Below are 12490 nucleotides of genomic sequence, written 5' to 3'. Positions count from 1 at the left end.
TCGGGTCAGCTCACGAGGCGCAAGTTGGTCTGGTAGGAGGGGTCGACGAGTGCGGGGCGGGAGGCGCGGAAGAAGTCGATGTCGTGCGCGGAGGTCCCGGTCATCGAGACGTCGGCCATGATCTCCCCGATGAGACCGGCGAACTTCGCCGCGTGGCCGGCACCGATCCCGAGGGAGACCCGGGGGTGGGAGGGCACGCGGTCGAGGATGAAGTTGCGGTCGGGGGTCATGTCGTACACGCAGGTCTTGCTGAGGATCTCCGGCCCGACCGAGCCGGGCAGGTGCTCCTCGAGGAACGAGCGGATCAGCGCCGTCTCCTCGGCCAGCGGCTCGTGGCTGCGGGTCGCCTGGGTGATGTAGCGCTCGCTGTTGTCGCGCGCCGCCTTCGTGCCGACTTCGCCGTAGACCGGGAATCCGTAGAACAGCGGGTAGTCGTGCCAGATCCAGATGGGGAACTCGTCGACCGAGAAGTCCTTGAGGTTCGGAGTGCCGAAGTAGGTGACCTGCTCCTGCGTCAGCGTCCACGGGAAGTCGAGCCCGAGCGTGGGGAGGAGCTCCTCGGTCCAGGACGCCGTGCAGATCACGATCTTGTCCGCGGTGATCTCCCCGTTCGAGGTGCGGACGACCACGCCGTCCGCGTTCGGCAGGATCTCGAGGACCCGGGTGTTCTCCTCGAAGTGGACGCCGCGTCCACGGGCCAGCGCGACGTGGGTGGCGTTGGCGTGCCGGATGTCGAGGATGCCGCCGTCCTCCTGGTACACGGCGACGACGGAGTCGTCGATGTTCCACTGCGGGTAGTGCGCGCGGATCTCGGCGGCGTTCCAGTACTCGTACTCGTGCCCGGTCGCCTCGAGGGTCGAGCGGAAGTTCCTGATCTCCTCCATACCGGCGGTGCCCTCGACGCCGAGGTCGAGCCCGCCGGTCTTGACGACGAGACGCTGCCCGCTCGCGTCCTCGAGTCGGGCCCAGTTGTCGTAGGCCGGCTGGGTGAGGTCGCCGTAGGCGGTGTTGTGGTACGAGTGCCGGATGATGCGCGAGTGGTCCTCGGAGGCGCCGAAGGTGTGTCCCAGTGTGAACTGCTCGAGCACGAGGACGTCGGTCTCGCCCTTCTCGGCGAGCCAGTACGCCGTGGCGGTGCCGATGGCGCCCGCTCCGATGACGATCGTCTGATGCTGATTCCTGCCCATGACACTCCTCCGTCTGCGTTGCGGCTCAGTCAAGGGCACGCGCGGGAGCGCCTCCACCGTCAGCGCACGCAATATCGCGGTGAGGATTGCTACGATCTTCGAAATCAGGGCGCTGCCCGAGTGTCCTGTCTTCGACAGAGAAGGTCGATCAGATGGACTCCATCCAGGAGATCGTGGACGACCTGGCGCGGACGATCTCGCGGTCGGTCGCCGTCGACGACCAGGACCTGAACCTGCTCGCGGCCAGCAGTCACTACGACGACGCGGACCCGGCGCGGATCGAAGCGCTCATCGGACGCGTGGTCAGCCCCGAGCGAGCGAGGTGGGCACGGGAGCAGGGCGTCTTCCGGGCGATCGAGCCGATGCGCCTGCTCGGCAGCCCCGAGCTCGGCATCAAGCCCCGGCTGGTCGTCCCGGTCCGGGTCGACCGCGAGCTCGTCGCGCTCCTGTGGATCATCGACGACGGGCGGATCACGGCGGACGAGCTCGCGGCGGTGACGGCCGCGGCCGGCCGGATCCGCCTCGTCCTCGACCGACGCGCCCGAGCGCGGGAGGAGGAGTGGGCGGAGGTCCGCGCTCTCGCGCTGGAGCTGCTCTCGGACCGCCCGCTCGAGGGCGACGAGATCGCGGCGGAGCTCGCCGCAGCCGGGTACTTCACGGGCTCGGTCCACTTCCGCGTGCTGCTCGTCTCGCCGACGGCGCGGGAGAGACTCGACACGGGGGAGCACGCCGCGGTCGAGCGCGCCCTCCGGAGTGCGCTGCACTTCCTGAGCCGGCACTCCTGGCTGACGACGCAGGTCGACGGACTGGTCGTCGGCATCGTCGGCTCGCTCGCGCCGCTGACGGCGGATCGGCAGACGGCGATCGCCGAGACGGTCGCACGGGAGTCGTCGGCGACCCTGGAGGTGGCCTTCGGCGGGTCCGTCGCCGACCTCGGTCTCGTGCACCGCTCGTACGAGCAGTCGCTGATCGTGCGGACCGTGCGGCGGCGTCGCCCGGATCGATCACCCCTCTGGGACGACGGATCAGCCGAGGATCTCCTGGTGGGGATCGCGGCGGCCCCGATCCCGCGCCACCTCTTCCCGGGAGCGCTCGATGACGTGCTGTCGAAGGAGTCGCCGAAGTCGCTCGACGTCCTCCGGTCGTTCCTCGACCACGGCGGCAACGTCTCGCAGGTCCATCTCGAGCTGGGAGTGCACCGCACGACGATCTACTACCGGCTCGACCGGTTCCGGGACCGGACCGGGCTGGACCTCGACGACGGGAGGACCCGTCTGCTCGTCCAGCTCTGGCTGCTGGCCGCGGATCTCGGGCTGATCGGGTCGGCGGAGTCCTAGCCGCAGGCCCGCTCCCGCGTGCCTGCGGCCGTTCGACCGTCCGGGCTACTCCCGAGTCACATCCAGGACGCGATCGAGAAGCTGCCGCCCGCGGGCCGGTCGGCCGTGCGGGTCAGCTCCCTCACACGGTCCACGGACGTCGGGACTCCGGGGGCCCGGTAGATCCAGTCCATCGCCTTGTCCGCGCTCACGTCCGCGGGCACCACTCCGAAGTACGGCTTGCAGTAGACGGGCGTGCCCGGTTCGCTCCGCCAGCTGTCGGCGAGCGTGCCGATGTCGACCGCGTCGTAGCCGAGGAGGTCGAGCAGCTCCACGACCTCCGCCTTGGCGGCCTCGTCGTCGCCGGCGATCGGCATGGCGCTGCGGTCGGCCGCGCCCGAGGGGCGCACCAGGGCGGCGAGCTGGGTCGCGACGATGTTGCTGGCCGCCTTGACCACGCGCGCACCGGTCAGGTGGCGCTGCAGCAGCTCGCTGGACGTCAGCTCGTTCGCATCCAGCTCGGCGATGTGCCCGTCGCGCGCCGTGTAGTAGTTGAGGGTGTCGATCACGATCTTGCCCACCAGGGGCTCCACCGGGAGCGACTGGTAGGCGTTCATCGGGACGGACACCACCACCAGGTCGCCGGCCTCGGCCGCCTCGACCGGCGTGGCCGCCCGGGCGCGGGGCCCGAGCTCGGCGACCAGACCGGCCAGCGACTCGGGTCCGCGGGAGTTGCTCAGGACGACGTCCAGGCCGGCGGCGACCGCCTGGCGGGCCAGGATGCTGCCGATGGCGCCGCTGCCGATGATGCCGAGTGTCTTGTTCATGGGGCTCTGTTCTCCGAAGGGATGAGGGGGACATGGCCGAGACGGAGGCGCCTGCTAGGCGGACCGACTGGTCATGTTAGGAACCCTACACCTAAGGTGACCCGCCGGTCAGGTTAAGCGCACTCCGATCGCGGATTCGGGAGCAGATGCTCCTCACCCGCGCAGCCGATGCCGACGGAGCGGAGCAGTGCGGTGCGACGCGGCTCAGGCGCGGACCCGCCTCCCGACGAGGAGGGCGGGGGAGAGCCGGCGGACCGGGCGGTCGCGGCGCGCCGAGCCGATCCGGAGCAGCACGAGCACGGTGAGGGAGATGCTCGCGTACATCACGCCGGCCAGGACCAGCGACGAGGCGAACTGGTAGCTGAGCGAGGCGGCCGTGTAGGCGCGGCTGAGCAGCTCCGGGACGCTGACGGCGTAGGCCAGCGACGTGCCCTGGTAGAGCAGGATGGCGTAGCCGATCAGCGGAGGGACCACGCGGCGGACCGCCTGCGGCAGGACGATGAGGCGCATCCGCTGAGCGTGGGTGAGGGAGAGCGCCTCGCCCGCCTCCACCTGGCCCCGGTCGACCGACCTGATCCCGGCCCGCAGGATCTCGCTCATGTAGGCCGCGCTCGTGTAGCCGAACGCGACGACGCAGGCCGCGAACGCCGGCAGGGTCACGTTCAGCTGGGGCAGGCCGAAGTAGACGATGTAGAGCGTGATCAGGCCGGGGACTCCGCGGCCGATCTCGATCACCGCGATCGCGGTCCACCGCGCACTCCGGCGCGGCGACGAGGCCCAGACGGCGAAGACGACGGCGAGGGCGAGCCCGACGACGAGGGAGAGGACGGTGAGCTCGATCGTGACGAGCAGGCCGGGGAGGAACTGGGGGAAGTAGTCCGGCCACGGGGCGAAGAAGTCGGTCATGCGAGGAGTCTCCGTTCGAGCCAGGACCCGCCGGCCCGCGCGGCGACCGCGATCGGGAGACTGAGGACCAGGTAGAGGGCGGCCGCGAGCAGGAAGATGACGAGTCCGTCGTTCGAGACCCGGGACTGCTGGTAGGCGAAGAAGGTGATGTCGGTGGCGCCGATGATCGACGCCAGGGCGCTGTCCTTCAACAGTCCGATGGCGTAGGTGGCGGCAGGAGGGACGGTCAGTGTCAGCGCCTGAGGCGCCAGCACTCTCACGAGGGTCGTCGTGCGGCGCAGCCCGAGGGCGTCGGCCCCCTCCGTCTGACCCGGCGGCACCGCTGCCAGGGCCGCTCGGTAGATCTCGGCGAGGTAGGCGGCGGAGACGACGCCGAGCCCGACGATCGCGGCCGAGAGCGTGTCGAATCGGATCATCCCGATGCTGACGCCGTAGTAGGTGAGGAACAGCCAGACCACGGGGGGCACCGAGCGGACGACCTCGATGACGGCCGCGCCGATCAGACGGAGCGGCCGGTGCTCGGAGCGGCGGAGGAGGGCGAGCGGGACCCCGAGCACGGCGCCGAGGGCGAACGCTCCGACGGTGATCTGGAGGGTCGTCAGCACGCCGCCCAGCAGGGCGGTCAGGATGCCGGTCATCGGCCGATGACCGCGTGCAGGAACTGCCGGGTCCGAGGAGCGCGCGGGTCGCGGATGACCTGCTGCGCGGGGCCCTCCTCGACGATGCGCCCGTCGGCCATGAAGACGACGCGATCGGCGACGGTCTCGGCGAAGTGCATCTCGTGCGTCACCACGAGCATGGTCATGCCCTCCTCGGCGAGCCGCCGCATCGTCGCGAGCACCTCCATGCCGCGCTCCGGATCCAGGGCCGAGGTGGGCTCGTCGAACAGCATCACCTTGGGGTCCATGGCCAGCGCCCGGGCGATCGCCACCCGCTGCTGCTGGCCTCCGCTGAGCTTGGCCGGCTTGCGGTCCGCGAACTCGGCGAGTCCCACGTGGGCGAGCTCCTCGAGCGCGCGGGCACGCGCCTGGGCGATCGGGCGCTTGAGCGCGTGGGTCTGAGCGAGGACGACGTTCTCGGCGGCGCTGAGATGGGGGAACAGGTTGAAGTTCTGGAAGACCATGCCCACGTCGCGGCGGAGCTCCACGAGCGCCTCCGCCGAGACGGCGATCGCCGCATCGACCTCGTGGTCGGCGACGCGGATGGTGCCGGCCGACGGGCGCTCGAGGTAGTTGACGGCCCGGATGAGACTGCTCTTGCCTGCTCCCGAGGGTCCGATGAGAGCGACGACCTGCCCCTCCTGGACGGTCAGGTCGATGTCGTGCACGACCCGATGGGCGTTGTAGTCGATGCAGACTCCGTGGAGTTCGATCAGTGCGGGAGCATCACTCATGCCTGTCATCCAAGCTGTCCCTCCCTCTCGGGGGATAGAGGAATCGAGCGAGGAGCGCGCGCCCGCTTTTCGACGATCGTCGGAAGAGACCGGATCCCGTTACGGTCACGTTTCGCGTCCGTTGCTGGTCCGCGTCGCGGAGGGAGACCCGTCGGCGGCGGTTAGGGTGACACGACAGCACCGCCGGGAGACCGTGTCGAGAAGGAGCGTGATCATGCCGCCCGAAGGCCGGGAGTTCTCGCCCGAACCCCTCCAGAGCATCGTCGAGCGCCTCGCCGAGGTGATCGGCCGCTCCGTCGCCGTCGACGACGCCGAGCTCCGTCTCCTCGCGCACAGCACGCACTTCGGCGACGCGGATCCGGCGCGCGTGGAGTCCCTGGTCGGACGCTCCGTCACCCCGGAGCGCACGGAGTGGGCGCGACAGGCCGGAGTGCTGCGCGCCACCTCCGCCTTCTTCACCGATGCGGCTCCGGAGCTGGGACTGCGGCGGCGCTACGTCGCCCCGGTGCGGGTGGACCGGGAGCTGGCCGCGCTGATCTGGATCATCGACGACGAGACGCTGACCCCCGCCGACCTCGACGCGGTGGCGCGGGCGGCGGAGGACATGCGCACGGTCCTCGTCCGACGGGCGATGACCTTCGACGACGGCCTCCGCCAGGTGGAGGCGCAGGTCCTCGCCCTGCTCTCGGATCGTGCCGACGACCGCCTCGACGCCGCCGAGGAGATCGCCGCTGCCGGGATCCTGCGCGGATGCGCCGTCTTCCAGGCGCTCAGCCTGGCGCTCCCCAAGGGCGACGGCGACCGCACCGTCGACGCTCCCGTCCGGATCATCGCGAGGGCGCTCGCTCAGCACAGCACCGGCTCGGCCGTCGCGCGGACCGACCAGGGGGTCGTGGTGCTGGTCGGCTACGCCGTGGCGCCCGCGGACGATCGGGTCGACGCGCTCGTGCAGTCGCTGCACCGGGCGCTGGACGCGGCGGGGATCGCAGCGACGGTGGGCGTCGGATCCGTCGTCGGGGACCTGGGCGAGGTGCTGGTCTCGCACGAGCAGGCCGACTGCGCCGCACGGGTCGCCGGTGCCGGGCGGGCGGAGGCGGTCCGCTGGGACCGGTCCGGGCTCGACGGGATGCTGGCCGCCCTGCTGCCCGACGCCCTCCCCGTGCACCTCATCCCGCGGGAACTGGAGCGCGCGATGCAGGAGCAGTCCGAGGACAACATCCTCGCGGTCAGGACCTACCTCGCCAACGCGGGCAACGTGGTGCAGACCGGAGCGGATCTGCATCTGCACCGCACCACCGTCTACTACCGGCTCGGCCGGTTCTCGGAGACCACCGGGCTCGACCTGGCCGACGGCGACACGAGGCTGATGCTGCAGCTCTGGTTCCGCATGGCTGCGTACGTCCGGATCGACGGGAGCTGACCCTCCGACAGCCGTCGAGTGCGGAGCGCCCACCCTTCGACACAGGGGCCTGCCCGCGCGAGCGGAGGTCTGCCTACCATCGGGCATGCCTACGAATCCTGGACCCGTCTGCGTCGTCGGCGCGGGCATCATCGGCGCCTCCGCGGCCCTGCACCTCGTCGAGCTCGGCGCTCGCGACGTCACCGTCGTCGACGCCGGAGCGCCGCTCAGCGGCACCACGCCCGCCGGCGCGGGGTTCGTCGCCCGCTACGGCGCCGACAGCAACCGCCGCATCGGCGAGCACGCGATCCCGCTCGAGGAGTACGGACTGTCGTTCTACCGGGGCCTGCACGAGGACGGCGTCGAGATCGAGTACGCGCACAACGGCAACCTCGCCCTCGCGCGCACCGAGCGCACCCTCTCGATGCTGGTCGACGGCATCGTCCGGCACCCCCTCGCCTCCCCGGGGACCCGCGCTCTCGACGCGGACGAGGTGGCCGACCTGACCTACGGGGCCGTCGATCCGGCGAGCATCGTCGGCGGCGCGATGCTGCCCGAGGGGATCCAGGTCACGACCGGCCTCGCCCTGCAAGAGGTCCTCCGGCGCTGCGAGGCGCTGGGCGTGCGGTTCTCGTGGAGCACCGAGGCGACCGGGATCCGGCTCGACGGCGACCGGGTCACCGGAGTGGAGACGACGGAGGGCGTCGTGGACGCCGCGACGGTGGTGCTCGCCGCCGGCTACTGGACTCCCGCCCTTCTGCGCACCGTCGGCCGCTCATTGCCTCTCATCCCGACCGTCGCCACCCGCTTCGTCTCGGAGCAGGCCGGTCTCTCGCCGCTCATGCCCACGATCCAGGCCCTCGACCTCGGCCTGTGGCTGCGCGAGCTCCGCGGCGCCTTCTCGTGGGGCGGCGGCTTCGGCTACCGCCGCGTCTCGCTGCTCGAGCGCGAGGAGGGACTGACGCGGGCGTTCGGTCGTCCCGTCTCGCCGCAGCTCATCCGGGTCCAGGAGGAGTTCCAGGCGGAGGTGGCGGAGGTCTTCCCCGCTCTCGCCGGCCTGGGCACCGCCGAGATCATCCAGGGTGTGCCGGTGTACACGGTCGACGGCGGTCTCTACGCCGGATCGGTCCCCGGACTCGACGGCCTCTGGGCGCTCGCGGGGGACAACGAGTCCGGCGTGACGCACGGCCCGGGCATGGGGCGTCTGGTCGCCGAGATGATCACGGAGACGGTGCCGTTCGCCGACCCGGAGCGCTTCCGCCTCGACCGCGTCGACCCCGCCCTCTACCCCGACGAGGACTCGATGGTCGCCGCGATGGCCGGAGACAGGGTGGCCGCGGCCCTGCGCTGATCCGCGCGGGCGCCGTCCGCGGAGTCGACCCCGGTCGGACCCGGGCCTCGCCGTGCGTCAGTCCCGGGCCACGGCGAGGGCGTCGAGGATCGCGGTCTCGGCCGCGACGGCGCGGTCGAGCTCGCGCAGGTCGACGTTCTCGTCCGGCCCGTGGACGCGCGAGTCGGCGTCCGCGATCGCGGTGATGCAGACGACCGAGTCCGGGAACGCCGCAGCGAGGGCGCTGACGACGGGGATGCCGCCTCCGCCACCGAGCAGGTCGGGCACCCGGCCCCACGCGTCCCGCAGAGCCGAGACCACGATGCCGGAGATCCTCGCGTCGCTCCACGGCTCGCTCCGGCTCACCTCCTCGACCCTGACGTGCGCGCCGAACGGCCGCCGGGCGAGCAGATGAGCCCGCAGGGCGCTCGCCGCGTCGTCCGCGGCGAGGCCGGGCGGGATCCGCAGCGACAGGCGCGCGCGCACGCGGGGGAGCAGCACGTTCGCCGACTCCGCGATGCCCGGGGCGTCGATCCCGAGCACGGAGAGGGCCGGAGACGACCACAGGGCGGTCGCGAGGTCGTCGGCGACGTGCACACCCTCGAGCAGGCCGAGCCGTGCTCGGAACGCATCCGCGTCCACGCGAGTGCTCGACGGTCCGCCGACGTGCAGTCCCGGGACGGCCACCTCGCCGCGCTCGTCGTGCAGGGACGCGGCCAGGTGGCTGAACGCCGTGAGGGCGTCGATCGCGCCGCCGCCGTTGATCCCGCTGTGAGCCGGCTCGAGCATCACCGCGACCTCGACGTCGACGTCGAGCAGCCCCCGGAGCGACCGCGTCAGCGACGGGGTGCCCCTCGCCGCGTTGACGCCGTCGTTCACGAGGACGAGCGCGGGTGCCTCCTCGAGGGCGAGGCTCGCCAGCATCGCCGGGACACTCGGCGACCCGACCTCCTCCCCGCCGTCCAGGAGCACGACGAGACCGAGGTCCGCGTCCGGCGCGAGCGCGTCGATCGCCGCGAGGTGCGCGACGGCGCCCGCCTTGTTGTCGGCGCTGCCCCGCCCGATCACGAGGTCATCGCGGAGCAACGGGACGAAGGGGTCCGACGTCCAGCCCGCGCCCGCCGGCTGCACGTCGTGGTGCGCGTAGAGCAGGGCGGAGGGGATCCCCGGGCGCAGTCCTCTGGTCGCGACGACGGACGGGCGGCCGTCGTCGTCCTCGACGAGCCGGGCGGCGAAGCCCCGGTCGCGCAGCTCGTCGGCGAGCAGCCCGGCGCTGCGGTGCAGGTCGCCGAGCCGCGACGGATCGGCGGAGACGGTCGGGAGCTCGACGAGTCGGCAGAGCAGGCGCGCCCGCTCCCGGCGGTCCACTAGGCCACCGCTCGGACGAGGGCGCCCCGCGCGGCGTCCTCCGCAGCGACCTCGGCGAGGGCCGCGGAGAGAGCGTCGACCGCGGTGCGCGGGACCCCGGCCAGGTTGATCCGACCCGAGGGGAGCCCGTAGACGCCGAACTCGCGCTGGAGCCGGTGCATGGCCGTCGGCGACAGCGGGAGGGAGAGGAACAGGCCCCGCTGATCGCGGAGGGCGGCGAACTCCGCCGGAGCACCGGCCGAGAGCGCGCCGGTGACGAGGCGGTCCCGGAGCAGGGTGACCCGGTTCCGCATCCGATCGAGCTCGCCCCGCCACGCGTGCTCGAGCTCCTCGTCCTGGAGGATCGTCGCGACGATCGCCGCTCCGTGGTGCGGGGGCTGCGAGTAGGCGGTCCGTGCGATGCCCTCGAGGGTGTGCATCGCGCCGGCGGCGCCGGAGGGGTCGAGGAGGAGGAGGGCGCAGCCCACCCGCTCGCTGTACAGGCTGAACGCCTTGGAGCAGCTGACCGAGATCACGGCCTCGGGCACCCGCGCGAGCAGGCGGCGCATACCGGTGAGATCCTCCTCGAGGCCGTCGCCGAGCCCGTAGTACGCCTGGTCGAGGAACGGGACGACGCCGGCGCGGACGATCTCGTCCGTCAGCCTGTCCCACATCGCGCTCGTCAGCGAGGCTCCGGTCGGGTTGTGGCAGTTGCCCTGCAGGAGCACCGCGTCACCCGGGCGGGCGGAGCGCAGCGCGTCGATCGTGGGCTCCAGCCACGGCAGTCCGGCCTCGTCCACGAAGGGCACCGAGTGGATCTCCAGACCCGCGGCGCGGAGCACGGGAGCGTGGTTGACGTAGGAGGGCGCGCCCAGGATCACCCGGCGCCCCGGCTCGAAGTGCGCCAGGAACTCGGCCAGCAGCCGCAGCGCACCGGTCCCGGCGACGGTCTGCACGCCGATGGCCCGCTCGGCCAGCTCCTCGCCGAGCAGGAGGGTGCTCATCCGCGCGGTGAAGCCGGGGTGGCCTCTCGGGCCCCGGTACTGCTTCGACTCGCGCCGGTCGAGCAGGATCTGCTCGGCGGCGTGGACGGCGTCCATGACCGGAGCCCGCAGGTCGTCGTCGCGGTAGACGCCGAGAGTGAGGTCCAGGCGCGAGGGGCGCGGGTCGGCGGCGTAGCGGCGGGTGAGCTCCCAGACCGGGTCGGGGGCGAGGCTGTTCGCAGTGACGATCATCGGTGACTCCTGGTCGGTGAAGGGCGGAGGGGACGGGCGGGGAGGAGGTCGGCGACGGTCCGGGGCGGGCCGGTGCGCGGCGGAGCGTTCGCGACGACCACGCCGAGGACGACGAGGGCGAGTCCGACGATCTCGCTCGGCGGCAGGGCCTCGCCGAACAGCGGGAGCGCGATGAGAGCCGTGACGACGGGGCTCAGCGAGCCGAAGGCCGCCGCGCGACCCGAGCCGAGGTGCCGGACCGCCACCGTGTAGGCGAGCGCGGCGACGACCCCGACTCCGATCCCCTGGACGAGAGCGAAGGAGGCGACCGCGCCGGGATCGGCGGATCCCGTGAACAGGGTGGTGGGCAGTGCGCCGGTGACCGTCGCGAGGAGGCTGAGGAGGAACGACGGGGCGCAGACCGCGACGACCACTGCGACGGGGGTCAGGCGCGTCCGCCGCAGCCCGAGCGTGTAGACGGCCCAGAGGACACCGGCGGCGAGCAGGATCGCGATCCCGAGGGCGATGGAGGTCGCGGCCGTGAAGGCCACGATGACGCCGACGCCGACGACGACGGCAGCGAGTCCCACCAGGCGGGCACCGCTCGGGCGCTCCCGCATCAGCACCAGCGACAGCAGCGCCACGAAGACCGGGACGGAGCCGGGGATCACCAGACCCACGAGGGCCGCGCTGGTGAGGCTCCCGCCTGCGGCCGCGGTGGCGAAGTAGGGCAGTCCCGCCCCGAGCGCGAGGCAGGCGAGGGTCAGGGGCGACTCCCGGCGGATCGACCGCAGAGCCCGCGGGATCGCCGGTGCCAGCACCAGGAGCGGGAGGCCGAAGCGCAGCAGCGCGACGTCCGTCGTGGTGAGTCCCGACCCGCCGATCCCGCGGATGCTCAGGGCGAACCCGGCCCAGGTGGCGACCGTCGCGATCATCGCGATCGTCCCGGTGAGCGGGGATCTGGTCATGGTGGTCCTCTCGGGGCCGTCCGATGCGGCTCCTCCGAGGCTAGGTCGGAGGCCGAGGCGCACGATTGCCGGTTCCTGCGCGATGGTCGCCTTTTCTGGCAGGATCTGCCACAGTCTGTCGAATGGACGACATCGATGCGCGCATTCTCGAGGAGCTCCAGCGGGACGGCCGGCTCAGCAACCAGGACCTCGCCGACCGGGTGGGACTGTCCCCCTCGCCCTGTCTCCGCCGCGTGCGCCGGCTCGAGGAAGACGGCGTCCTCACCGGGTACCGCGCGGTCGTCGATCCCCGTGCCGTGGGCCTGGCGATCACCGCTTTCGTGCGCCTGCGTCTCGAGAGCCACAGCCCGGAGATCGTCGCGCGGGTCGAGACGGCCATCCGCGAGATCCCGCACGTCACCGAGGCGTACCTCATGGCCGGCGACAGCGACTTCCTGCTCAAGGTCGCGGTGGAGGACCTCGAGAGCTACGAGACGCTGGTGCGCACGAGGATCCGGATGATCCCCGCGCTCGCCTCGATCGAGACCTCCTTCGCCTACGGAGTGACCAAGCCGCAGTCGCCCCTCCCCGCGCACGGCTGAGCGGGACGGCCGGCTTTCAGAC

General features: G+C 72.1%; 12 protein-coding genes. 4 read left to right on the top strand and 8 right to left on the bottom strand.

Features of this window, described 5'->3' with window-relative positions; genetic code table 11:
• Window positions 1-5 precede the first annotated feature (5 nt).
• The gene (solA, locus tag ASF46_RS12935; protein ID WP_056867958.1) at window positions 6-1187 is read right to left on the bottom strand and encodes an N-methyl-L-tryptophan oxidase; all 1182 of its coding nucleotides are present in this window, start codon (window positions 1185-1187) and stop codon (window positions 6-8) included.
• A 152-nt stretch (window positions 1188-1339) separates the two neighbouring features.
• Here solA and ASF46_RS12930 point away from each other — a divergent pair, with 152 nt between their 5' ends.
• Complete coding sequence (locus tag ASF46_RS12930; protein WP_056867957.1) at window positions 1340-2524, top strand: PucR family transcriptional regulator; 1185 nt, start codon at window positions 1340-1342, stop codon at window positions 2522-2524.
• A 56-nt stretch (window positions 2525-2580) separates the two neighbouring features.
• Here the strand turns inward: ASF46_RS12930 and ASF46_RS12925 are convergent, their stop codons facing one another.
• The 4 genes from ASF46_RS12925 to ASF46_RS12910 all read right to left on the bottom strand — a co-directional run bounded on the left by ASF46_RS12925 (window position 2581) and on the right by ASF46_RS12910 (window position 5638).
• The gene (locus ASF46_RS12925) at window positions 2581-3330 is read right to left on the bottom strand and encodes an NADPH-dependent F420 reductase (protein ID WP_056867956.1); all 750 of its coding nucleotides are present in this window, start codon (window positions 3328-3330) and stop codon (window positions 2581-2583) included.
• Window positions 3331-3534: 204 nt separating this feature from the next.
• Window positions 3535-4236 (bottom strand): amino acid ABC transporter permease, encoded by a 702-nt coding sequence (locus tag ASF46_RS12920; protein WP_056867955.1) that lies wholly within the window; start codon window positions 4234-4236, stop codon window positions 3535-3537.
• Window positions 4233-4874: an amino acid ABC transporter permease gene (locus ASF46_RS12915; protein ID WP_056867954.1), complete on the bottom strand. Its 642-nt coding sequence runs from the start codon at window positions 4872-4874 to the stop codon at window positions 4233-4235. Before ASF46_RS12915 ends, ASF46_RS12920 begins: the two co-directional genes overlap by 4 nt.
• Entirely contained in the window at window positions 4871-5638 is a 768-nt protein-coding gene (locus ASF46_RS12910; RefSeq protein WP_416351492.1) for an amino acid ABC transporter ATP-binding protein, read from the bottom strand. Before ASF46_RS12910 ends, ASF46_RS12915 begins: the two co-directional genes overlap by 4 nt.
• A 205-nt stretch (window positions 5639-5843) precedes the next feature.
• On the opposite strand from ASF46_RS12910, the gene ASF46_RS12905 reads away from it, so the two are divergent.
• Window positions 5844-7049 carry a PucR family transcriptional regulator gene (locus ASF46_RS12905; protein ID WP_056867952.1) on the top strand — a complete coding sequence of 402 codons (1206 nt, stop codon included), beginning with the start codon at window positions 5844-5846 and terminating at the stop codon, window positions 7047-7049.
• An 85-nt stretch (window positions 7050-7134) separates the two neighbouring features.
• On the top strand, window positions 7135-8379 hold the full coding sequence (locus ASF46_RS12900) for an NAD(P)/FAD-dependent oxidoreductase (protein ID WP_056867951.1): 1245 nt from the start codon (window positions 7135-7137) through the stop codon (window positions 8377-8379).
• Window positions 8380-8436: 57 nt separating this feature from the next.
• Here ASF46_RS12900 and ASF46_RS12895 read toward each other — a convergent pair whose 3' ends face one another.
• Genes ASF46_RS12895 through ASF46_RS12885 form a run of 3 tightly spaced genes read right to left on the bottom strand, consistent with a single transcriptional unit; the run spans window position 8437 to window position 11887 of the window.
• Window positions 8437-9726: a M20/M25/M40 family metallo-hydrolase gene (locus ASF46_RS12895; RefSeq protein WP_056867950.1), complete on the bottom strand. Its 1290-nt coding sequence runs from the start codon at window positions 9724-9726 to the stop codon at window positions 8437-8439.
• The gene (locus ASF46_RS12890) at window positions 9726-10940 is read right to left on the bottom strand and encodes an aromatic amino acid transaminase (protein WP_056867949.1); all 1215 of its coding nucleotides are present in this window, start codon (window positions 10938-10940) and stop codon (window positions 9726-9728) included. Before ASF46_RS12890 ends, ASF46_RS12895 begins: the two co-directional genes overlap by 1 nt.
• Window positions 10937-11887, bottom strand: a complete 951-nt coding sequence (locus ASF46_RS12885; protein WP_056867948.1) for a DMT family transporter — start codon at window positions 11885-11887, stop codon at window positions 10937-10939. The genes ASF46_RS12890 and ASF46_RS12885 overlap by 4 nt, the downstream gene beginning before the upstream one ends.
• A 122-nt stretch (window positions 11888-12009) precedes the next feature.
• Between ASF46_RS12885 and ASF46_RS12880 the strand changes: the two genes are divergently transcribed.
• Complete coding sequence (locus ASF46_RS12880) at window positions 12010-12468, top strand: Lrp/AsnC family transcriptional regulator (protein ID WP_056867947.1); 459 nt, start codon at window positions 12010-12012, stop codon at window positions 12466-12468.
• The last annotated feature ends 22 nt before the right edge of the window (window positions 12469-12490 follow it).

Origin of the sequence: Rathayibacter sp. Leaf296, assembly GCF_001423045.1 — a bacterium.
Classification (GTDB): domain Bacteria; phylum Actinomycetota; class Actinomycetes; order Actinomycetales; family Microbacteriaceae; genus Rathayibacter; species Rathayibacter caricis.
The sequence above is the reverse complement of the archived record's forward strand: the minus strand, read 5'-3'. Positions and strand labels throughout refer to the sequence as shown.

Coding starts and splice junctions, on each gene's coding strand:
- ASF46_RS12930 (WP_056867957.1), top strand. CDS start 1,340: ATGGACTCCATCCAGGAGATCGTGGACGACCTGGCGCGGACGATCTCG.
- ASF46_RS12890 (WP_056867949.1), bottom strand. CDS start 10,940: ATGATCGTCACTGCGAACAGCCTCGCCCCCGACCCGGTCTGGGAGCTC.
- solA (WP_056867958.1), bottom strand. CDS start 1,187: ATGGGCAGGAATCAGCATCAGACGATCGTCATCGGAGCGGGCGCCATC.
- ASF46_RS12900 (WP_056867951.1), top strand. CDS start 7,135: ATGCCTACGAATCCTGGACCCGTCTGCGTCGTCGGCGCGGGCATCATC.
- ASF46_RS12905 (WP_056867952.1), top strand. CDS start 5,844: ATGCCGCCCGAAGGCCGGGAGTTCTCGCCCGAACCCCTCCAGAGCATC.
- ASF46_RS12880 (WP_056867947.1), top strand. CDS start 12,010: ATGGACGACATCGATGCGCGCATTCTCGAGGAGCTCCAGCGGGACGGC.
- ASF46_RS12885 (WP_056867948.1), bottom strand. CDS start 11,887: ATGACCAGATCCCCGCTCACCGGGACGATCGCGATGATCGCGACGGTC.
- ASF46_RS12910 (WP_416351492.1), bottom strand. CDS start 5,638: ATGACAGGCATGAGTGATGCTCCCGCACTGATCGAACTCCACGGAGTC.
- ASF46_RS12915 (WP_056867954.1), bottom strand. CDS start 4,874: ATGACCGGCATCCTGACCGCCCTGCTGGGCGGCGTGCTGACGACCCTC.
- ASF46_RS12925 (WP_056867956.1), bottom strand. CDS start 3,330: ATGAACAAGACACTCGGCATCATCGGCAGCGGCGCCATCGGCAGCATC.
- ASF46_RS12920 (WP_056867955.1), bottom strand. CDS start 4,236: ATGACCGACTTCTTCGCCCCGTGGCCGGACTACTTCCCCCAGTTCCTC.